The 22,416-nt window shown below is 63.7% G+C and carries 12 protein-coding genes and 1 riboswitch; of the genes, 8 read left to right on the top strand and 4 right to left on the bottom strand.

What is annotated here, in order from left to right; translation table 11 throughout:
• Positions 1 to 25 precede the first annotated feature (25 nt).
• Positions 26 to 1,852 carry an NPCBM/NEW2 domain-containing protein gene (locus F561_RS0107190; RefSeq protein ID WP_245556458.1) on the bottom strand — a complete coding sequence of 609 codons (1,827 nt, stop codon included), beginning with the start codon at positions 1,850 to 1,852 and terminating at the stop codon, positions 26 to 28.
• A 78-nt stretch (positions 1,853 to 1,930) separates the two neighbouring features.
• Positions 1,931 to 2,015: riboswitch (cyclic di-GMP riboswitch) on the bottom strand.
• A 486-nt stretch (positions 2,016 to 2,501) separates the two neighbouring features.
• Here F561_RS0107190 and F561_RS0107185 point away from each other — a divergent pair.
• On the top strand, positions 2,502 to 4,358 hold the full coding sequence (locus F561_RS0107185; protein ID WP_019009274.1) for a glycoside hydrolase family 2 protein: 1,857 nt from the start codon (positions 2,502 to 2,504) through the stop codon (positions 4,356 to 4,358).
• 271 nt (positions 4,359 to 4,629) lie between these two features.
• Positions 4,630 to 5,553: a glycoside hydrolase family 43 protein gene (locus F561_RS0107180; RefSeq protein WP_019009273.1), complete on the top strand. Its 924-nt coding sequence runs from the start codon at positions 4,630 to 4,632 to the stop codon at positions 5,551 to 5,553.
• Between the two features lie 89 nt (positions 5,554 to 5,642).
• Here F561_RS0107180 and F561_RS29920 read toward each other — a convergent pair whose 3' ends face one another.
• Entirely contained in the window at positions 5,643 to 6,845 is a 1,203-nt protein-coding gene (locus tag F561_RS29920) for a hypothetical protein (protein WP_245556457.1), read from the bottom strand.
• A 269-nt stretch (positions 6,846 to 7,114) separates the two neighbouring features.
• On the opposite strand from F561_RS29920, the gene F561_RS0107170 reads away from it, so the two are divergent.
• The gene (locus F561_RS0107170; protein ID WP_019009271.1) at positions 7,115 to 8,056 is read left to right on the top strand and encodes a dienelactone hydrolase family protein; all 942 of its coding nucleotides are present in this window, start codon (positions 7,115 to 7,117) and stop codon (positions 8,054 to 8,056) included.
• Between the two features lie 120 nt (positions 8,057 to 8,176).
• Here the strand turns inward: F561_RS0107170 and F561_RS0107165 are convergent, their stop codons facing one another.
• Positions 8,177 to 10,537 (bottom strand): NPCBM/NEW2 domain-containing protein, encoded by a 2,361-nt coding sequence (locus F561_RS0107165; protein ID WP_019009270.1) that lies wholly within the window; start codon positions 10,535 to 10,537, stop codon positions 8,177 to 8,179.
• A gap of 79 nt (positions 10,538 to 10,616) precedes the next feature.
• Positions 10,617 to 13,517, bottom strand: coding sequence for an NPCBM/NEW2 domain-containing protein (locus F561_RS0107160; protein ID WP_245556456.1), 2,901 nt, complete (start codon positions 13,515 to 13,517; stop codon positions 10,617 to 10,619).
• 473 nt (positions 13,518 to 13,990) lie between these two features.
• Between F561_RS0107160 and F561_RS0107155 the strand changes: the two genes are divergently transcribed.
• From F561_RS0107155 to F561_RS0107135, 5 genes are all read left to right on the top strand, one after another.
• Positions 13,991 to 15,613 carry an O-antigen ligase family protein gene (locus F561_RS0107155; RefSeq protein WP_245556455.1) on the top strand — a complete coding sequence of 541 codons (1,623 nt, stop codon included), beginning with the start codon at positions 13,991 to 13,993 and terminating at the stop codon, positions 15,611 to 15,613.
• Positions 15,610 to 16,809, top strand: coding sequence for a glycosyltransferase (locus F561_RS0107150; RefSeq protein ID WP_019009267.1), 1,200 nt, complete (start codon positions 15,610 to 15,612; stop codon positions 16,807 to 16,809). The genes F561_RS0107155 and F561_RS0107150 overlap by 4 nt, the downstream gene beginning before the upstream one ends.
• Complete coding sequence (locus F561_RS0107145) at positions 16,806 to 18,011, top strand: glycosyltransferase family 4 protein (protein ID WP_019009266.1); 1,206 nt, start codon at positions 16,806 to 16,808, stop codon at positions 18,009 to 18,011. Before F561_RS0107150 ends, F561_RS0107145 begins: the two co-directional genes overlap by 4 nt.
• Before the next feature lie 180 nt (positions 18,012 to 18,191).
• Entirely contained in the window at positions 18,192 to 21,203 is a 3,012-nt protein-coding gene (locus tag F561_RS29915; protein ID WP_019009265.1) for an NPCBM/NEW2 domain-containing protein, read from the top strand.
• Positions 21,200 to 22,402, top strand: a complete 1,203-nt coding sequence (locus F561_RS0107135; protein WP_019009264.1) for a glycosyltransferase — start codon at positions 21,200 to 21,202, stop codon at positions 22,400 to 22,402. The genes F561_RS29915 and F561_RS0107135 overlap by 4 nt, the downstream gene beginning before the upstream one ends.
• Positions 22,403 to 22,416: the final 14 nt, after the last annotated feature.

Genomic DNA, 22,416 nt, shown 5'->3' with positions numbered 1-22,416 from the left:
GTCGTGGAGAACAAGTGAACTGGCTTTACTGGGTGCCGATTCTGATGCCAGCCTGAGCGAGTTTGTCCTGCCAGCGCTGAAATTCTTGCCGCTCGGTTTCCAGGGTGACCGATGTGCCCAGCACTGTTGTCGAGATGGTCGTGCTGCCGTTCAGCCCCTTGGCAGGCCACCAGTAGGGGTTGCCGTCCACGACGTTCCCGCGCACACGCGTCCAGCCGATAGTGTTGTAGCGCACGATATTGTTCCCGAAGGTGGAAGGGCTGAGGGCAGAACCGCGCTGAGCGTCCCAGAGGTACATCCCTACATTCTGGGCAGGTACTGGAGAGCCGTCGGGAAGGCGGCCACTGGAGAGCACGCGGTTGTTTTCCAGCAGGCTGCCCATGCCGCCCGCAATGGCGATTCCGTAATTGGTGGTGCTGACGACCTGATTGCGGTAGACGTGCGCGTAACCGTTTCTGGTGGGGTCGCTGACCTTGCCGTCGCCGATCAGAATGCCGCCGCCGGAGAACTTGTCGTCGGTGGCGGGAGCAGCGTTGTAGGCCCCCTGAATGTAGTTGTCGTGAATTTTGATCGGGCTGTTGGGCGTACCGCTGCTGACAAACAGGTTGATGTTGTCTTCGACGCGGCTCTTGCCGGGTTCATTGACGACCTGATTCCAGGCGATCTCGGCCCCGGCGATGCGGGTCACGTCGTTGAGCTGCACAAACTGCGCCCAGTTGAAGGCCTTGTCGGAATAGCCGCCGTTGCCGTTGCTCTGGCGACCGTCGATGTTTTTCACCACGTTCTTGACGACCGTGATGGTCTCGCCCAGAGCTGCATTGCCCAGGTAGTGACGGACATAGATGCCGCCCGTGCCCTCCAGCAGGTTGTTTTCCAGATGCACGTCATACACTTCTTCGAGGTTGGCAAAGCGGCCAGGGCTGCGGCCTGCGAACTCGGGGTTCAGGCTGGTGCCGCGGGTGTTGCGCACCGTCAGGCGAGTATGAAAGCCCTGAATGAGGGTACCGCGCCCGCGAATGAGGCTGTTTTCGATCACGACTGGCTCGCTGGTACGGATGCGGACGGCAGGAACACTGGAATCCAGCGATTCCCAGTTGCCGGAATAGGTGCCGCCCCGCGTGATCACGAGAGGGCCGCCAAAGACTTCCTTGGACTCGGTGCTGCTGACTGCAACGGGGGCGCAGCCCTGCAGAGTCGGCGCGGCCCAGTCTGCATGATCCTGAGAAGGCCCGTCTCCGGCAGAGGTGACCACCAGTTTCAGTTGCTTTTTCCCGGCCACGTTCGCCGTCAGTCGCCTGGCAGCGTCGGTGCCGCGCAGCAGGCCAGAATCGGCAAGAAGCTGGCCGTCTGCCCATACCTGGAAGGTCACGCTGCCGCCGCTGACTTCATCGTCTACGCCCACATCGGCAGAAAAGGTCTGACACTGCTCCCCCACACTGAAGACCAGACTGGAGGGGGCGTGAACGCCGTACCCACGTCCGTAGGTCTGGCCGCCCAGCGAAAGCGTGCGCCCATCGGCGGCGGCCTGCTCGCCGTTGCTGAGGTCGTACTCGACTGGCCCCCAACCGCTGGTGGCGCTCAGCAGTTGCTGCGGAGCAAGAGGCTGCGAGCTGGGAGACGGCAGAGACTGGGCCGTCAGACTGCCTGAGCCGGAAGCCTGAACACCGGAAACAGCGTCGGTATTGGTCGGCGCAGAGACCGAGGCGCAGGAAGCCAGGGTAAGGGCGAGGGTGGTGAAGGCCAGCAGAGAGTGTTGTACTGAACGTATACGCACGGGAAAACTCCTCGAACACACCGCCTCACCCTGTCCGGCATCCAGTCGCCCAGACAGCGGCGGCAGAACGGCGGACAACGGCAGAACTCCTGGGGAGAGACGGAACTGATCTTGCAGGGCTGCAATAGAGAGACTCGGCGCACCAGAACGGGCGCAGGGACTGATAGACGGTCGCACCACTGGCTCGACCTGTTCGAGGTGCCCGGATTACAGAACAGGTGTCGTCGCCTCACTCAGTCAGGAGTATCTTTACCTGACGCTTAGACTATACGCAGGACAGTTCTTACGGAATTCTGACTTTTGTACCCAGACCTGGAGGGGGTTTCTATCGCTCACGACGGTGTTGATCGAAATCCCGCAACTCATCTGACTGCTGCGTTCTGAACGGGTGGATCAGGACTTATGGATGCGCTTGGGCGGCCTTTTTTGCAAACGTAAAGCGCTATTCACATTCTATTCTCATTTAATTATCGATAGCCGAGCCACTCGGTTCAGTGGCTAGGTGAGTGGTCTTCACCCTCTGCTCCGGGGTCTTTGCTCATTCCTGAACATTCGTGCAAGCAGACGGTGGGCATTCATCATCGGCAGTCTTTATCTTTGCCTTCTCAGACCAGCACTTGCGGTGTAGTGGGAAGCGCCCCGCCCAAGAGGTCTGAGCCGTGACGCCCTCACCTCTTTCCGTCCTCTTTCCCCGCCGGACCAGTCGATTCGGCAGCAGGAGCATCTTGTGCCGTATTCCACCCATCCCACCCCACTGCTGGAGCGCGGGCATTGGCGCGACCTCAGCGGTACCTGGCAGTTTTGCTTTGAAGACGCTGGACTGTGGCAGCACCCCAGCGAGGTGGTGTTCGACCGTGAGATTCAGGTTCCTTACGCCCCCGAAAGCGTGCTGAGCGGCATTCACGACGAGGGCTTTCATTCGGTGGTGTGGTACGGGCTGACACTGACCCCCACGCCAGAAGAACGAGCGGAGAGACTGCTGCTGCACTTCGGGGCCGTGGATTACCACGCGACCGTGTGGGCCAACGGGCGGCTGGTGGCCCAGCACAGCGGCGGCCATACCCCTTTCAGTGCCGACATCACCCAGCAGGCGCGGGCAGGCGAAACGGTCGAAATCGTGGTACGCGCACAGGACAATCCACACGACCTGGCCAAACCGCGCGGCAAGCAGGACTGGCAGCTTGAGCCGCATTCGATCTGGTATCCGCGCACCACCGGCATCTGGCAGACCGTCTGGCTGGAACGCGTGCCTGAAACCTATATCCAGAAGCTGCGGTGGACGTCGGATTTGCAGCGCTGGCAGATTGGCGTGGAGCTGGACATCAGGGGGCCGATTCCAGTGGGCCTGAGCGTCCGCGTGCGCCTGTACCGCAATGAAACCCTGCTGGCCGACGACCGCTACGGACTGGCCCAGGCCGAGATATCGCGCCAGATCGCGCTGTCTGACCCCGGCATCGACGATTTCCGCAACGAGCTGCTCTGGAGTCCGAATCATCCTCAACTGCTGGACGCGGTGGTGGAACTGATGTTGGGCGAGACGGTGCTCGACCGCGTCCAGAGCTATACGGCGCTGCGGTTCGTGGGCGTGACCGGCAACCGCTTCGTGCTCAATGGGCGGCCCTATTACCTCAAGATGGTGCTGGATCAGGGCTACTGGCCCCAAAGCCTGATGACCGCCACGGACGCCGAACTGCGCCGCGACGTGGAGCTGACCCGTCAACTGGGTTTCAACGGCGCACGCAAGCATCAGAAGATCGAGTCTCCGCGCTGGCTGTACTGGTGCGACGTGCTGGGCCTGCTGGTCTGGGAAGAAATGCCCAGCCCGTACCGCTTTACGCCCCAGGCGGTGCACTGCCTGATTCAGGAATGGACCGAGGTGCTGGAACGTGACCGCTCACATCCCTGCATCGTGGCGTGGGTACCGTTCAACGAATCCTGGGGAGTGCCCGACCTGCCCACCAACCCCGCCCACCGCGACTATGTCCGCACGCTGTACCACCTGACCAAGACCCTCGATCCCAGCCGCCCAGTGATCGGCAACGACGGCTGGGAACACATCGCCACCGATATCCTGACCATCCACGATTACGCCGACGACCCCGAGATGTTGCGGCGGCGCTACGGTACGCTGGAATCCACGCGGCTCTCGCTGGAGCAGCAGCAGCCCGCAGACCGCGCCCTCACGCTGGGCGACTTTCAGGCCACAGGACAGCCCGTCATGCTCTCGGAGTTCGGCGGCATCGCCTATATTCCCGATCACAGCAGCGGCTGGGGCTACAGCCATTCTCAGAACGAGGCCGATTTCGTAGAGGATTACGCGGCTCTGCTGAGGGCCATCCACGACTGTCACGGGTTATCAGGCTTTTGCTATACCCAACTGACCGACACGTTTCAGGAGAAAAACGGCCTGCTGTACGAGGACCGTACGCCCAAAGCCGACCTCCTGTCGCTGGCCCGCAGCACCCAGGGCACGCGCACGGCCAGGGAAATGACCATCGACCCGGTGATGAACCCTTACGGACACGCGGCGCACTGGCTCAAGCGGGCCGACGACGAACTTTTTGCCATCACCGATCAGGAGTAAGACTGACGGAAAAGTGAGAAAATGAAGGCCGAAGGTCCGCTGACCTCCTACTGAACTCTCAGAATCTCAACTGGCGCTTGCAGCCGCTCCTACTTCTACATGAAGAGGGCGGCTGCAAGTGTCTATGCTTACAAATTCACCGTCTCAAACGCAACTCCCCGACTCTATGTGGTGTAAAGATACCATTGGTTCCCAGGTGGTCGGTACATAATGACTCCAGAAGCGTTGTCAGAAAAAGGTCAGTGATCAGGAGTTAAATTAACATTACCTTATGAAACAACTCACGGCGCTCCTCCCCAGAGTGTTCCACCCTGCTGCCGAAGACTTGCCCGATCCCAACGTCTTGCTGGCCCCGGAAGGCTATTTCGTCTATGCCACCAATACGCCGGGGATCAATGTTCCAGTGGTGTTCAGTGCTGACCTTCAGAGCTTCAGCCTGCTGGGAGACGCCTTACCGGTGCTGCCCCGCTGGGTGCGGCGCGGTTTCACCTGGGCACCGGAAGTGGCCAAACTGGGACAGCGTTACGTGCTGTACTTCACGGCCCGCCTGCGCCGAAGCGGACGCCAGGTGATCGGGGTCGCCACCAGCGAATGTCCGCAGGGCCCCTTTGTGGCCGCCGATCAACCGCTGATCACGATGCTGGAATCGGGCGGCGCGATTGATCCCAATGTGCTGATCACGGCGACCGGAGAGCATTACCTGTACTGGAAAAATGACGGCAACGCTGTCGGACAGCCCACGCAGCTGTGGGGGGCGGCCCTGAGCAGCGACGGCCTGAGCCTGCTGAGCGACCCGGTTGCCCTGCTGACCGCCACCGAACCCTGGGAGCGCGAACTCGTGGAAGCGCCGCAGGTCATTGAAGGAGACGGCGTCTTTCATCTGCTGTACTCGTGCGCCGATTTTGGAGATGAAAGCTACGCGGTGGGCCATGCCTCCGGCCCCACTCCACTCGGCCCCTTCCACAAAACCTGTAATGCGCCCGTCCTGGCTTCACACGGGCGACTGGCCGGGCCGGGCCACAGCCACGCCTTCCGCACCGCGACCGGGCACTGGCAACTGGCCTATCACGCCTGGGAAACCGGACGTTGCGGCTACCCGAAAGGCCGCCGGGCACTGCACTTTCTGCCTCTTCAGCTCGACGGCGGCCACCTGAGACTGACCTTTCCCTCAGTGAACGCCGAAGCCTGCGACTGAGTACAACCCGGAACGAGAGATCAGGTTCGCTCTGCTTTCCCAGGCCAGGGAAAGCGCAGCGAACCTGATTTCATGGCAAAACAGTTTGATCAGTTGGGGCCGAGAACCACCCTCGACGCCCGGAGCTTGGCCTGCCAGCGGTCGAATTCCTGAGCTTCCATCTCGCGGGTGATGGTTCCGGTCAGCGCAGTATTGTTCTTGCAGTTTTTGGAACTGCGGGTTTCGGTGTCGCAGTCGGGAAACCAGAACGAATTCTGGGCCGTCGGAGACTTCGCAGGCTGCGCCCAGCCCACCACGTTGTTGTACATCACGTTGTTGAAGAAGGTCTTGCGGGCCTTGTCGCCGTGAAGATCCCAGACGTAGATGCCCACGTTCTGAGAAGGGATGCGGCGGCCATCGGGCAGCAGGCCGCTGGAAATGACGCGGTTGTTGTAGGCCTCGTTGTTGTGACCGGCAGCAATGGCGATGCCCTGATTCGAGGTGCTGACGATCTGATTGTTGTAGGCCCGCAGATACGCCGACGCCTTGGCGACACTACTGGCCTGACCGTCACCCAGCATGATGCCGCCGCCGCCGTATTTGTCGCTCACCGGATCGGCTGGGTAGGCTCCCTGAATGTAGTTGTCGTGAATCAGGACTGGACTGTTGGGCGTACCGCTGCTGACATACATGTTGATGTTTTCTTCGACGCGGCTCTTGCCGGGTTCATTGATGATCTGGTTCCAGGCAATCTCGGCATTGGGAATATTCTTGACATCATTGAACTGCACGAACTGAACCCGGTAAAAGCCGGTGGTGGAAAAGGCATTGGGGCCGTCGCTGTAGCGCCCGTCAATGTTCTGCGCCTTGTTCCGCAGGACCTTGATGGTGTGGCCCTTGTTGGGATCGCCCAGAAACTTGTTGAAGTACATGCCGGACGTGCCGATCAGTTCATTGTTCTCGATCCGCGCACTCTGAAATTCTTCAAGGTGAACGAAGTAACCGGGCGTGCGGCGGTAACTGGCCGCCAGGCCCGGATTCAGCGCCACCCCGCGGGAATTGCGAACCGTCAGATTGGCCTTGGCATACCGGCTGCGGATCAGGGCACCCCGGCTCTGGATATTGGAGTTTTCGATGACGACGGCTTCACTGGTAGAAATCGTCACGGCAGGCTTGTCGGGATTGAGGCTTTCCCAGTTTCCCGAGTACACGCCTCCCTTGGTGATGGTGATAGGGCCGCTGTAGGTGATTTGAGCCTGTGCAGACGCGCTCAGCAGAGCAGCGCACAGCGCCGTCAGGACAGGGAGGCACAAGTGTGCACCAGAGGTTGGAACAAACTTGACATTCTCTTTCATTCCAGAACTGTGCCGCACCCGACGCAACAGATTCGCTAACGGCGGATGAATATCTGGATTTCGATTGAATGAGACTGACATTTTCATTGTCTCGCGTCACATATCTTACTCATTTTTAAATATTGATCTGATCCGGCCTTCAATCTTGGTGGGCCTGACTACATCTCTTGAAGCGGCTGACCAATTACATTGCCTGCACTACCCAGTGAGATTCAAAGGAGAGAAGCATGAGCGACTACCAGCAAGACCTGTTCCGTTACGTGGCCGAGGAGTTTACAGAGGATTACCGCGAAGGCGAACTGGAACGCCGGGAATTTCTGCGCCGGAGCGTGTTGCTGGGTGGTTCGGTGGTGGGAGCACGTACGCTGCTGGCCTCGCTGGGAGTAGCTGGGGTAAGCGCTGCGGAACTGGCCGCCGCACAGACGGCCCCGCCGCAGAACGAGGCGGCCAAGAACACCTATCAGGTGGCTCCAGACGACGCCTCGCTGGACGCTGGCCCAGTCACCTATGAGGCGTTGGGGCGCACCAATTTTGCCTACCTCGCCCGTCCGAAGGGCGTGACCTCTGCGCCCATCGTGATGGTCATTCACGAAAACCGTGGCCTGCAACCCCATATCCAGGACGTGGCCCGGCGGGCTGCCAAAGCGGGGTACATCGCGCTGGCTCCTGATTTCGTTTCCTCGGAGGGCGGAACGGACAAGTTTACCGACACCGCCCAGATTTCGGCCTTTATTGCCCGGACACCCGCCGAGACGCACGCGGCGCATGGGCTGGCCGCCGTGGAGTTCCTGAAAGCACAATCCGGCGCACAGGCCGACCGCTTCGGCATGCTGGGCTTTTGCTGGGGCGGCGGCATGACCTGGCTGCTGTCGACCAAACTGCCTGACCTGAAGGCCGCTATTCCCTTCTACGGCCCCTCGCCCTCATTTGCCGAGATTCCCAAGATCAGGGCGGCGGTGCTGGGCGTTTACGGCAAGCTGGACAACCGCATCACGGGCAACGCAGCCGCCACCGATGCGGCCCTGACCGCTGCGGGTGTGAAGCACCAGTTCTTGATCTATCCCGGAGCCAACCACGCCTTCCACAACGACACCGGAGCCAACTACAAGCGCGACGCCGCCGAAAACGCCTGGGCAACGACCCTGGTCTGGCTGAGGGCCAACCTGTAGAAATTCCGCCTGAAGCAGAGAGGCCCGAGACTGAGCTGAGAAGAAATTGCCCTGACAGTCCAGAGACAAGAGAGCGGGAAATGGTCCTCTACCGACCACTTCCCGCTTTTCTTGGAGCGCCTACTGCGGCAAGACCAGCCAGCCACCCCGCGAGTTTCCGCCCGTGTACAGAAATCCCTGTCCGGTTGGGCCTGCCACGCTGGAGGAACGGGCGACTGGAAGGGGCGTCAGGGCCGTCCAGGTATTGGTCGCGGGGTCGTACGCGCTCACGTCCGAGATGGGCCGTTCGTGCGAGGATTCGCCGCCTGCCACGATCAGGCGTCCGGCCAGCACGAAGGTGGAATTGGCGATGTGGCTCCGGGCACGCGGCAGGCTCGTGAGGGCCGTCCAGGTGTTGGTGGCGGGGTCGTACACGTGCAGCGACGCCTGCGTTACGGATGCCTGATCGTGCCCGTGCTGACCGCCCACGGCATAGATTTTGCCGCCCATGACCGCTGATCCCATGTGATGGCGCGGATTGGGAAGAGGAGCCGCCACCGTCCAGGCCGAGGCTGCGCCTGTCAGGTCCAGGACATAGTGGTCGCCCACATTCTGGGTGCGGGCCAGGTTGGTGCCGCCAAAGTAATGCAGCTTGCCGTCCAGATATTCCAGCTGTCCGGCGGCCCTCTCGGTGGGCAGATCGGGCAGGCGGCTGTAGGTATTGCTGGCCGGATCGTAGCGCCACACGGCCCTGGTGCCGAAAATCTGACCGTTCCAGGTCGAGTTGGCGAGGTAGCCGCCCGCGTAATAGAGGCTGGTTCCGTCGGTGGTCAGGCCCGCGTGCGTCACGCCTTTTTCGGGCATGTAGGCCAGCGGTGTCCAGACATTGGTGGCCGGATCGTACATGTAGGCCCGGTTGGTGGGCGTGCAGCATCCCTTCAGGCTGTCGAATCCGCCGAAGGTGTAGAGCCTGCCGTTCAGCATCCGGCCCTGTGCCTCCGAGACGCTGTACGGCTGGTTGGCAAGAGCCGCGTAGCTGTAGGTGCTGGTGGTAGGAGCCGGGGGGCGCAGGGCGTTGGCCGAGGCCGCCGCCGAGGTGTTTCCGCCCGAATCGGTAGCAACCACACGGTAAAACGAGGAAGCATTCTCGGGAGCGTACGTATCGGTGAAGGTGGACGCAGTGAGGCCCTGAGGGGTGATCAGGCTGTACAGGCCATCAGCCCGCACCGCACGGTACACCCGGTAACCCGCCAAGTCGGATTCGGAATTGTCGGCCCAGTCCAGCACGATGCCGCCCGGAGCAGAGCCGCCCGTCTGGGGCGACGCGGTGAGGGCGCTGGGGGCGGCGGGCGCGGTGCTGTCGCCTGCACAGGTCAGGCGGGCATCGGCCCAATCGGCATGGTCGAAGCTGACGCCGTCGCCACTGTTGGTGACCACCAGCCGCAGATTCTGCACGCCCGCCACATTCACGCTGACCGGTTTGGCCGCGTCCGTGCCGCGCAGGATGCCGGAGTCGTAGAGCTTGCTGGCCGTGCCGTTCCAGACCTGAAACACCACTGTTCCCTTGTCGCCCACCTCGTCATCCACCCCCACGCTGGCCGTGAAGGTGCTGCACTGACCGCTCAGGGCATAACCGATCTCGGACGCCGCGTGGACGCCCAGCCCTTTGGCAAACACCTGCCCGCCGATGGTCAGGGGTCGCCCATCACCTGCCAGCTTTTCGCCGTTGCTCTGGTCGCGTTCGACTGGCCCCCAGGTGTTGGTGGCACTGGTCCAGGTCAGGGCAGAAATAAACGTGTCGCCGCTGGGCTGCTGGGCCGGACAACTGACGCTGGCGTTGGCCCAGTCGGCATGGTCGTAGCTGACACCGTCGCCGTTGTCGGTGACCACCAGGCGCAGGTTCTGTACGCCTGCGATATTCACGCTGACCGGTTTGGCCGCGTCCACGCCCCGGACCAACCCCGAATCGTAGAGCTTGGTGGCCGTGCCGTTCCAGACCTGAAACACCACTGTGCCCCGGTCGCCCACCTCATCATCCAGCCCGACGCTGGCAGTAAACGTGTTGCACATCCCGCCCACTGCATAGCTGATCTCGGACGCCGCATGGACGCCCAGACCTTTGGCGAACACCTGCCCACCGATGGTGATGGAGCGTCCGTCGGTGGCAAACTTGTCGCCGTTGCTCTGGTCTTTTTCGACTGGCCCCCACGCGTTGGTGGCACTCGTCCAGGTCAGGTCGGAAAGGAAATTGTCGCCGCTGCCGAGGGCCTGAGCCTCCAGTGAGGCGGCGGGGGTGCGGATACCTGTCCAGGGGTAGGTCTGACCGCCCGCGTAGGGGTCAGCACTGGGGTCGGTACCGGGCGGATCGAGGCGGTCACTCCAGGGGTAGGTCTGGCCGCCCGCGTAGGGATCGGGTACCTGGGACCGGCTCTCATCCGGGCGCGAGCAGGCCATCAGCACGGTCAGGGTCAGCAGCGTGCCCAGCACAACTTTTTTGCTCATCAGGCTCCTTGCAGCGGTAGCTGGGGAAAACGAGACAGGTGGGGCCGCCCTGTGATGTCGGCGGCCCCACTCAGCGTCCTCAGCGCACGATTTCTATGCCGGAAATGGCCGGGAAATCCACACTGGCCTTCAGATCCAGCGTCAGCTTGCCGTCGGTGACCTGCACGTTGTCGATGGGCACCACCAGCGCGGTTTTGCCGCCGCCGCTCTGGGCCACGATGTCCAGATTCGGAACGCGCAGCACGCCCTCGGCACTCACGTCGAAGATCCGCTTGCCAGGAACGGTCCAGGCCAGATCCGCAAAGTGCAGCTTGACGAGGTAGGTGCCGTTGTTGACCGGGATATTGAAGCTGATCTGGCGCGATTCCTGCGGCGTGGACGTGCCGACGTTGCCCCGGTAGGTGCGGTAGAGCAGGTCGTTGTCGGTGCCCAGAATGTCGTAGGTGCTGCTGGCGTTGCCCTCGTTGATGGCCGTGGTGGGCGTGTAGGGCGCGTCGCCGTTCTGGTCTCTGTCGGACAGCCAGACGTTGCCGGTGGCCGGATCGGTGAAGGTGGCCCCGCCCACGTTCAGCAGGATCGGTGCGGGCTTGAGGTTGGTGATCAGATACAGGTTGTCGTTGTAGTCGTAGTTGATGCCCGCGTAATCCATGATCATGAGGTAGGTGTTGAGAAGCGGGACGCCAGCGCGGTCTTTGGCGGGCCACAGCCGGATGTGTTGGCCGCAGGGCCGCAGGCAGCCGTTGTTGCGGTCAGCGGTCTGGCTGTTGCGGCGGGGATCGCCCCACTCACCATCGATCCGGAAGCCGAAGTTGATGCCCGCTGCCGGAGTGAACGACGCGAGGCTGGGAGCCAACGACCCGTTCTGACGTGGCAGCACAGTCTGGGCGTCCACACCCGCATGAACCAGAATGGTGTTGCTGGTGGTGTTGCGCTTGTCGTGCCAGAAGAGCGTGGCGGTGTTGCCCTGCGTATGGTAGGCAGCCAACTGACGCACCGTCACAGGCTGGGTCTCATCGGCCCGTTGCCAGTAGGCCGACAGAACCTCGTCGCCCTGCGCCCGCACCAGTCCCTTCTGATCCAGGGTGGGTTCGCCGCCCACCAGACTCAGCGTGTAGCCGAAGGCGTCGCGGAGCTGGAACACGTTGGGTTCCTGGCCTCCCTCGGAAACGCTCTGCCACAGGCCCGCAAGCTGCACCGCGTAGGCGGGTTTGCTGGAGTCGTTGGAAGCCACCGTCAGCGTACCGGTCTGGTACTTGGTCGCCTCGGCCACGAAGCGCAGGCGCACATCCAGGAAGCCGCCGGGAGCAAGGTCGTTGGGCAGGGTCGGAGCCGGGTCGAGGACCCAGGGGCCGCTGATCGGCAGGTCGGACACGCGCAGCACAGAGCTTCCGGTGTTCTTCAGGCGCAGGGTCACGCGTTCATGCACGCCGTTGCTGGGGGGCGCGGTCAGGCTTCCGATCCGGCTGAACACGAGGCGGTCGAAGAAAGGCACGCCGTCCAGATTTTCGACCGACAGAACCGGGCTGCCGCCGCTGTTGGGCCGGGTGGCGTTGGCACTGGCTGGCAGCGACATATTGCCCACCTGATCAACCGACACCACCTGGTAAAACGAGCGCACGCCCTCGGGGGCCGGATCGCTGTAGCCCGACGTGGTGATGGGCTGAGGCGTCAGCAGGCTGAAGGGGCCGCCCGCAGAGGGAGAGCGGTAGACGCGGTAGCCCGCCAGATCGGGTTCGGTGTTGTTGGCCCAGTCCAGCGTGATTCCGTCCGGGGCAGGCACGGCGGTCAGGGTGCCCGGAATGGCGGGCGGGGTGGTGTCGTCGGTGCAACTGACCTTGGCATCGGCCCAATCGGCGTGGTCGCTGCTGATGCCGTTGCCGCCGTCGGTGGCGACCAGACGCAGTTCGTTGACGCCGCTGACCGGAACACTGATGGGCAGGGCCGCATCGGTGCCGCGCCGGATCGGGCTTTCGTACAGCTTGACGCCGTCGCCGTAGACCTGAAAGACGACGCTGCCGTTGGAACCCACTTCATCGTCCACGCCCACCTGTGCGCTGAACACGTTGCAGCGGGCCGCCAGGCCGTAGGTAATGGTGGAGCTGGCATGGACACCCAGACCCTTGGCAAAGGTCACGCCGCCCATCGTGAGGATTTTGCCGTCGCCCTGCAGCTTCTCGCCGTTGCTGAGGTCGCGCTCCACTGGCCCCCAGCTGTTGGTGGCGCTCGTCCAGGGCAGGTCGGACAGTTGGTTTTCGCCGCTGGGCTGGCGGGCGGGGCAACTGACTTTGACATCGGCCCAGTCGGCGTGATCGAAGCTGATGCCGTCATTGTTGTTGGTGACCACCAGCCGCAGGTTCTGTACGCCCGCGATATTCACGCTGATGGCTTTGGCCGCGTCTATCCCGCGCACTGTGCCGGAGTCGTAGAGCTTGCTGGTCGTGCCGTTCCAGACCTGAAAGACCACCGTGCCCTTGTCGCCCACCTCGTCGTCCAGCCCGATCTGAGCGGTCAGGACACTGCACATCCCGCCCAGCGCGTAACTGACCTCGGAGGCCGCGTGCACGCCCAGGCCTTTGGCGAAGACCTGCCCACCGATGGTGATCGGGAGGCCGTCACCTTCCAGCTTGTCGCCGTTGCTGCGGTCTTTTTCAATCGGCCCCCAGGCGTTGGTGGCGCTCGTCCAGCTCAGATCGGACAGAAAGTTGTCGTTGCTGCCCTGCGCCAGGGCTGTCAGACCGGGGGCGGAGGCCCGCACGCCCGTCCAGGGGTAGCTTTTGCCGTCCGCATAGGGATCGCCGCTGGTCGGCTCCAGGCGGTCACTCCACGGATAACTCTGACCTCCCGCATAGGGATCGTCCTGGATGACGGATGTCTGCGGCGTGTTCTGCGAGCAGGCCATCAGCCCCAGGGCCAGTCCCATCAGTCCGGCCCCCATTCGTTGCCGTGCGGCCTTTCTCCTGCGTTCCGTTACTCCTGCCATCCTCTCCCCCTCTCCTCTTGCCCCTACCGCGGCTGTTCTTCATACGTTGGCTGCCGTACACGCGTCGACCTGATCGGCCTGCCCAGAACAGAACCTGCACAGATACAGAGCCTGCACAGGGCCTGCTCACCTCTGCTCGGCGTCTCAGGCTGTAAAAGCAGACCTGGAGTGCTGGACACTGCCCACACTGAACCAACAAGCGTCAATGTTTCGTTGCAAGACGTTTCGTTGCAGGTTTGGGAAGAAATTGCCGAGCGCCAGGGCAGGGTGCAGGCATTTATTTTTCGTTAGCGCACCCTGACTACCCTTCAGGTGTGATTCTTGACTGTGACCTCTGAACAGGCTCCGGCAGGCCATGTTCAGGGCCGCCGCCGGGTACAGGCCATCGTCAGGTACAGAAGGTCATGTTCGGGTACAGGCTCCGCCGTTCTGGCCCCTCTGCATCCACCTCAGCCACCTTAAAGGAGCGCCCTTTGCACCCGCCCCCACTCTCTTCTTCCCGAGCTGCTCTCTCCGCCGCTTCCTCTGCCCTCCCTGCTTCGGCCCTCCGTCCTTCTTCCCTCTCGCTGGCCCTGGGAGGCCTCGGCCTGATGTTGGGTGCGGCGGCCACTGGCACGCTGGCGGTCTGGAATCCGCTGCTGGCAACGGTGGCGGCCCTTCTGGTGTTTCTTGTGGCTGCCGCGCTGGCAGTCCGGGTTCATCTGCCCCGGATAGCCCTGGGCGCTCTGGGGGTGTGCCTGCTCGGGTACGCGATGCTGGGGCGCGGTTTTGCCTATGTGGGGGTGGCCCCGCTGTTTGTCGGAGAGATGACTCTGGCTCTGTGCGTGCTGGCCGCGCTGCTGTCGTTCAGTGGGCGTACCCTGATCCATTCCAGAATCGTGGCCGTGCTGCTGGCCTTCCTGGTCATCGGACTGATCGCCACCCTGCCGCAGATCGGTCAATACGGCATCGATGCCCTGCGCGACGCCGTGCTGTGGGGTTACGGACTGTTTGGCCTGGCAGTGGCCGCGCTGCTGCTGCACACCGGCTGGCTTCTGAAGGTGGCCCGCACCTACGTCAAATTCGTGCCGCTGTTCCTGATCTGGACTCCGCTGGCGATCGTGGTATTCGAGCTGTACGGCCCTTCCCTGCCCCGCTTTCCCGGCAGTCAGGCCTCCCTGATCGATCTGAAGGGCGGAGACGTGGCGGTGCATCTGGCAGGCATCGCCGCGCTGATCATTCTGGGGCTGCCGCAGGTGCTGCGGCCCGTGCAGGAGCGGCTGAGTGCGGCGGCCAGCCAGAGGCAGGAGTGGGTGTGGTGGGCGCTGTGGCTGGCAGCGGCCCTGATTCCGGTCTTCCGCGTCAGGGCGGGCATTCTGGCTATTGCGGTGGCGGTACTGATCGTTCTGGTCATGCGGCTGGGCGCACGCACCCGCAGCGGCCCGAACGGGGCGAGCACAGGCGCGGGCAGCCGTTGGGGCAAACCCGCGCTGCTGGTCACGCTGGCCCTGACCGCCCTGCTGGCCTTCAATGTGCAGGTCAGCGTCGGTGAGAACCGCAATACCGTATCTGCCGAGGCCCTGCTGTTAAACGTGCAGAGCATCGCGGGTCAGACCGGAGAAGGCGACCGCGACGGCTCGCGCGGCTGGCGGCTGAAATGGTGGACAGACATCGTGAATTACACGGTCAATGGCCCCTATTTCTGGACAGGCAAAGGTTACGGCGTCAATCTGGCCGACGATGACGGTTACCAGCTGGACGGCAATTCTCTGAGAAGTCCGCACAACGGCCACCTGAACATTCTGGCGAGGTCTGGAGTGCCGGGGCTGCTGGCCTGGGCAGCGCTGCAACTGGCCTTCGTTGCCGCGCTGCTGCGGGCACATCAACTGGCAAAGCGGGCCGGGCAGGATCTATGGGTGCGGCTGAATATCTGGGTTCTGGCGTACTGGGCAGCTTTTATGGTCAATGCCAGCTTCGATGTCTATCTGGAAGGGCCGCAGGGAGGCATCTGGTTCTGGTGTCTGTTTGGATTCGGCCTCGCCTTGATCGAAACGCAGCGGCGACTGAGGCCGCAGTGGGAGCGCACGCCGCAAGTGTGGCAGGGAGGGGCAGCATGACCGGCCAGCACGCCGTCAGCACGCCGCTCCCCAGAACCCCGGCAACCAGGAAACCCCGCGTCATGCACGTCGTCACCCATCTCGATCTGGGCGGCGCGGAAGAAGTGGCCCTCACGCTGGCCGAGCAACTGAGCGGGCAGTGTGAATTTTCGGTCTTCGCGGTGATGGGCATTGCCAAAACGCCCGTAGGTCAGGCGATGCAGTTACGGCTGGAGCGGCTTCAGATTCCGGTCTACAGCGGCACGCCTCTGGATATGAAACGCGGCGGAATGCTGCATGCCGGGTGGACGCTGCGGCGTCTGCTCCAGCGTGTGCGGCCTGACGTGATTCACCTCCACACCGATATTCCAGACGCCACCTACGCGGCCAGCCTGCTGTTCGGCGCGGAAGGGCGGGGGGTTCGCGTGATCCGCACCATCCATAACACGACCCTGTGGCCCAAATGGGCACGGATCGGGCGCTGGGTGGAACGCCGACTGGAACACGCGGAATCGGTGGCCGTCTCGCCAGCCAGCCTCCGGGGACTGCACGAGTTCCGGCGGCGGCATGGGCTGGGGCCACTGCCCGAAGCCCAGACCGGGGTGATCTACAACGGCGTGACGGCGAGGGCCAAGGCTTCTGCCCAGCGGACTCCGGGGCCAGCGCGAGTGCTCTTTGCGGGCCGCTTCGAGGCCCAGAAGGGAGCCGATCTTCTGCCCGCCATCCTGGAACGCGCCGCCGAATTGACGCCCGCTGCCGCCGACATCCAGATCTACGGACACGGCACCTTTGCGCCGGTGCTGGAGCACTGGGCGCAGCGGCAACGGCAGGGTGGGCGCTGGCCCGTGCAGGTCTCGCCGCCCGTGCCGCGCCTCTCTGCACAGCTGACCAACTACGATGTGGTGCTGATGCCCTCGCGCTTCGAGGGCCTGTCGCTGCTGGGCATTGAGGTGGTGCTGGCAGGTACGCCGCTGGTGGCCGCCCGGATCGACGGTCTACAGGAACTGTTTCCCCCCGACTCCGACCTGCTGGTGAGGGCCACAGATGTGGAAGGCTTTGCCCGCACGCTGGCACGGGTGATCGAGGCTCCGGCGCAGTACCGGGAGCGGGCCGCCGCGCTGATCGCCCCCACCGCCGCCCGCTTCAGCATGGATCAGATGACCGACGCCTATCTGGGCCTGTACCGCCAGGCGTCCACTGCCGGAGCCGCCGGATGAAGGTTCTGGTCGCGCACAATTTTTATCAGCAGGCGGGCGGCGAAGATGGGGTCTTCCGGGCCGAAACGCAGCAACTGGAGCGGCTTGGGGTGGAGGTCACGCGCTACACCGTGCACAACGACGACCTCAAAGGTGGCTCGGCGGCACGGGCGGCCCTGCAAACCATCTGGAATCCGGCGTCGGCCCGCGCTCTGGCCGGAATCGTAAAGGCGCAGGGCATCGACGTGGTGCATTTTCACAACACGTTTCCAATCATCTCGCCCGCTGCGTACTGGGGCGTCAAGGGAAGCGGCGCGGCGGTGGTGCAGACGCTGCACAACTACCGCCTGATGTGCGTGAACCACAACTTCTACCGCGACGGCAAACCCTGTCAGGATTGTCTGGGCAAAACCCCGCCCTGGCCTGCCGTCAAACATTCGTGTTACCGGGACAGCCGCGCCGCATCGGGGGTGGCCGCGGGCATGTTGACCACGCACCGCATGTTGGGCACCTACCGCCGGATGGTGGACGTGTACATCTCGCTGACCGACTTTGCGCGGGGGCTGTACGTGCAGGGCGGCCTGCCCGAATCGCGGCTGGTGGTCAAGCCCAACTTTCTGGCCGATGATCCTGGATTGGGCACGCACGGCGGGAATTACGCGCTGTTCGTGGGCCGCCTGTCGCCCGAGAAGGGCGTGCTGACGCTGCTGGAAGCCTGGAAAACGCTGCATACCCGCCTGCCACTGGTGATCGTGGGCGACGGGCCGCTGGCCGCCGAAGCGCAGGCCGCCGCCGCTGCCTATGAGGGCGTGACCTATCTGGGCAGGCAGGACGGGGCGCGGGTGGCCCGCCTGATGCAGGAGGCCACCACGCTGGTCTTTCCGTCCGAATGGTACGAAGGATTTCCGATGACGTTGCTGGAAGCTTTTGCCACGGGCCTTCCGGTGGTCGCCAGCCGGATCGGTTCGGTGGCCGAAGTGGTGCAGCATGACCGCACTGGCCGCCATTTTCGCCCCGGCGACCCGCAGGATCTGGCCGCGCAGGTGGGCTGGCTGCTGGATCACCCCGAGGCCCGCGCAGACCTGGGACGCGTGGCCCGGCAGACCTACCTGAATCAGTACACCGCCGAGCGCAACGGCCAACTGCTGCTGGACATCTACCGCCGGGCACAGTGGCAGGCGCGGGCGGGGGCGGGCGAGATCCAGCCCACGCCCGAGCGCTGAGTGCCTGCTCTGACCGCCCCTCTGTCTGAGTGGGCCACTGAACACTGCGGCGGCAGAGCTGCCTGAGCTGGCCTGGATTAATCCTGGCGTACCCAATTCGGCACTACCTCAGAACGCCTCCGATTACCCTCCTGAAGACTCTCACCTATTGCCCTGTTCATTGTTTGGAGGCTGTTTCAAATGACCCCTGATCGCACCAACACCTTTTCTCCTGCCCGTCCGGACGCTGTGACCCCTGCCGCCCTGTCCTCCCGCCCTCTGCGGCGCTGGCTGCTGGGCGGGTTGCTGCTGCTGTCGGCCTGCACGCAAGCTGGGCCACTCTCGGGCGGCGCAGTCACCACCCCGCCAGCAGCGGGCGGTCCTGTAGAGTTCGTCTATGACGGTCAGGACTACTCCTGGACAGACTCAGCCCCGGCAGGCATCCAGTCACTGGCCCTCAGCGCGGGCGACAATGCCCTCAGCGGCCAGCCCTGGACGGCGGCCAGCAGCGGTTGGGGGCCAGTCGAGCGCGACCAGAGCAACGGCGATAAGGCCGCAGGCGACGGACGCACCCTCACGCTGGCGGGTCAGACCTACGCACGCGGGCTGGGCGCACATGCCAATTCAAGCCTGACCTTTGCGCTGGGCGGCCAATGCAGCACCTTCACGGCCAGCGTGGGGGTGGATGACGAGGTGGGCGACCGGGGCAGCGTGGTGTTTCAGGTCTGGAACGGCACAGCCAGCAAGCTCTACGATTCCGGCACCCTGCGGGGTACGGACGCGGCCAAGCCGGTCAGCGTAAATATCGCGGGCGTGCAGAACCTGCGCCTGGTGGTCACCGACAATGGCGACGGCATCAGCTACGACCATGCCGACTGGGTCAACCCGGTGGTGGCGTGCAGTGCGGCCAGTACCGTGCGCATCAACGCGGGCGGCCCGGCCCAGACGGTGGGCGGGGTGGAGTGGCAGGCCTGTAACGCCGTCACCTCCTGCGGGGGTCTGGTCACGGGGGGATTTTCCTACAGCGAAACCGACGCAGTCAGCGGAGTCGTGGCCCCGGCCAACGCCGCGCTGTATCAGACCGAATGGACGGGCGGGGCCACCAACGGCGTCTCTGTCGGGCAGACGGCCTTCGAGTACAAGGTTCCGGTACAGAACGGCAATTATCAGGTGCGCCTGCATTTTGCCGAACTGAACAAGACGGCGGCGGGTCAGCGCGTCTTCGATGTGAAGGTGGAAAATCAGACCGTCCTCAACCGCCTGGATATTTTTGCCGAGGCAGGCGGAGCGGGCCGGGCACTGGTCAAGACCCTGCCTGCCAGCGTCACCGACGGCGTCCTGAATCTGGCGTTCGTGCGGCAGGTCGAGAATGCCAAGGTCAGCGCCATAGAGATCATTCCGGTGACGGCCACTGCCGGAGTCGTCTCGGCCAATGTGGAGGAACTGGTGTTCAGTACGCACCGCAACGCGACCTCGCCCACCCAACGGGTCACGCTCAGCAATACGGGCACGGCAGCCGTGAAGATCACGGGGTTGACGTTGGCGGGCCAGAATGCCGCCACGTTCGGTCTGGTGGATGCGCCTGCCCTGCCGTTCACGTTGGCGGCGGGCCAGAGCGTGGGCGTGGGCGTGCGGTTTGCACCCCAGGCCAGCACCGGATCGCTCAAAGGGTCGCTGCAGGTGGCTACGGAAGGCGGCGCGTCCACGGTGGTCAATCTGTACGGACTGAGCGCACTGGGGCTTCAGGGCGATCAGGAACCTCCCCTGCAACAGGTAGTGAATACCCTCGGCTACGCCATCAATGTGGGGAGTTCCTCACTGATTCTGGGCACGAGCAGCAACCTCATCGGAGATGAAGTGGCCTCGCAACTGTTCCGCAAGGCAGGCAGCGGCCCCGTGACGATGAAAGCCGTGGCCCGTTACTCGCCCGACGATCTGTTGCCGTTCGGGTACGTGGCCGCAGGCAGCACCACCCTGAACACGGTGGGCACGATTGCCACCGGGCAGGAGCAGACGCTCAATCCGGCACTCACCTCGGGCACGCAGGTCAGCTTCGATCCCGGTGACGTGGCCTTCGGACTGTTTGCAGGGCGCACCAGCTACGCGCCCCAGACGACCTACACCCAGGACAACCTCAATACCGGACCAATCAAGCACGCCGCACGGATCTATCCTCTCAAAGACCGCGCCGGACAGCCCGTGCCGAACTCCTATCTGGTGGCCATCGAACCCGCCTCCAACGGCGACTATCAGGATTACGTGTTCGTGATCAGCAACGTCAGGCCGTCCACCGCCGCAGCCACCACCATCAACTGGACGCAGCGGGCCGACGCCATCAAGGCTGTTTCGGAAGCGCAGGGAGCCGCCGTGAACGGCAAGCTGTACATCTTCGGCGGCTTCGACAGCAACTTGCAGACCAACGCCAGAGTGCAGGTCTACGATCCGGCGGCCAATACCTGGAGCGCGGCCCGCGATATGCCCGAACAGATCACGCACGGAGCGGTGGCGGTAGACGGACAGACGATCTATATGGCGGGCGGTTTCGTGGGAACTCATCCTGGCCCCCAGACGGCCCATGTCTGGAAATACAACGTCGGCACCAATACCTGGAGCGCAGGCCCGAATCTGCCCGGCGCACGGGGCGCGGGCGCACTGGTCAAACTCGACCGCACCCTGCACTTTTTCGGCGGCACCGAGCGTGACCTCGCAGACCGCAACATCTATAAGCGCGACTCGCCCGAACACTGGGTGCTGCAACTGGACGGCGGCACGGCCTGGACGGTGGCCGCGCCGCTGCCCAACCCGCGCAACCACCTCGCCGGAGCGGTGCTGAACGGCAAAATTTATGCGCTGGGCGGCCAACATCTGGGCGATGAGGAGGCTGGGAACCAGAGCGCGGTACATCTCTACGATCCCGCCAACAACACCTGGACGGCGCGGGCCAACCTGCCGCTTCCCGAGGGTCACATCAACGCCTCGACCGTGACCTGGAATGGCCGAATCATGGTCATTTCAGGCGTGACGCAGCGATCTGCAGAGGTTGCCAATGTCAGCGAGTATGACCCGGCCGCCAACACCTGGACCGCCCTGACGCCGCTGCCCGCGCCCCGACAATCTCCGGTGGCGGACGTGATTAACGGCCAACTGGTGGTGGCAACCGGGTCGCTGCCGTCCGGGGCCTACGCGACCAGCTGGACAGGCGTGCGGCAGTGACCGAACCTGCGACCGAACCTGTCCAGCGACCCGCCAGAATCAAGGTGCTGTTTGTTCTGGAGGGACTGTATGGGCGCGGCGCAGAACGGGTCACGCTGGGCCTGATCTCCCGGCTAGACCCCCGTCAGTTCGAGCCGTCCATCTGGATCCTGCGTTCCGAAGATGCGCTCAGGGGCGAACTCCCGCCCGGCGTGCCTGTGACGGTGGCGCTGGGGCCGGGGCAACGTATTCGGCACGCCGTGACGCGGGTTCCGGCAACGCTGCTGGCCGCAGCGCGGCAGGCCGACGTGATCGTGGGCGCAGTGGAATTGATGCCGACCTATTTTGCAGGACTGGCGAGCCTGCTGACCGGGAAGCCCGCGGTGGCCTGGGTGCGCAACGACCTCAGCCACACCTTTTCCGAGCAACCCGCTTGGCACCGCATTCTTTCACGCCTCATCTATGCCCGGCTGCCCCGGTTGGTCTTCGTGTCGCAGGGCACGCGGGAGACCCTCGGCGCGTTACAGCCTCTGCAACCCGAACGTCTGAGCGTGGTCTACAACCCGATTGATCTGGAGCGCATCCGGGCCTACAGGGAACACCCCCTGCCCGAGTGGGCCACGTTTATGAAGACCCGGCCCACGGTTCTGGGACTGGGCCGCCTGACGGAACAGAAGGGCTTCGACACCCTGATTCGTGCCCACGCGCAGTTGGTGAAGCAGGGCGTGGCGCATGATCTGATCATCGCGGGTGAGGGCGAGCAGCAGGCCGCACTGGAACGGCTGATCGAAGAATTGGGCGTGCAGGGCAGCGTACATCTGCCGGGATACCTGCCCAATCCCTACCCGCTGCTGCGGGCGGCCTCGGCTTTTGCGCTCTCCAGCCGCTGGGAAGGTTTGGGCGGCGTGATCGTGGAGGCGATGGCCTGCGGAACGCCAGTCGTTGCTACCGATTGTCCTTCCGGCCCCGGCGAGATTCTGGAAGGTGGCTGGAGCGGTCTGCTGGTGCCTGTAGACGATGTTCAGGCGTTGGCCGAAGCCCTGCGGCAAGTGCTGATCCAGCCTGCGGTACGCCAGCATTTTGCGGCCCTGGGCCTGCGCCGCGCTGAGGCTTTTGCGCCAGCCGTGAGCGTACCCCAGTGGGAAGTCGTGCTGAGGGAAGTGGCCGAACAGGCTCCTTCTGGACAGGGTAGAAAGGTAAAGGCACAGGCAGCCCTTTGAGCCGGGTATAAGCG

The sequence above is a fragment of the Deinococcus aquatilis DSM 23025 genome (genome assembly GCF_000378445.1).
Lineage (GTDB): Bacteria > Deinococcota > Deinococci > Deinococcales > Deinococcaceae > Deinococcus > Deinococcus aquatilis.
The sequence above is the reverse complement of the archived record's forward strand: the minus strand, read 5'-3'. Positions and strand labels throughout refer to the sequence as shown.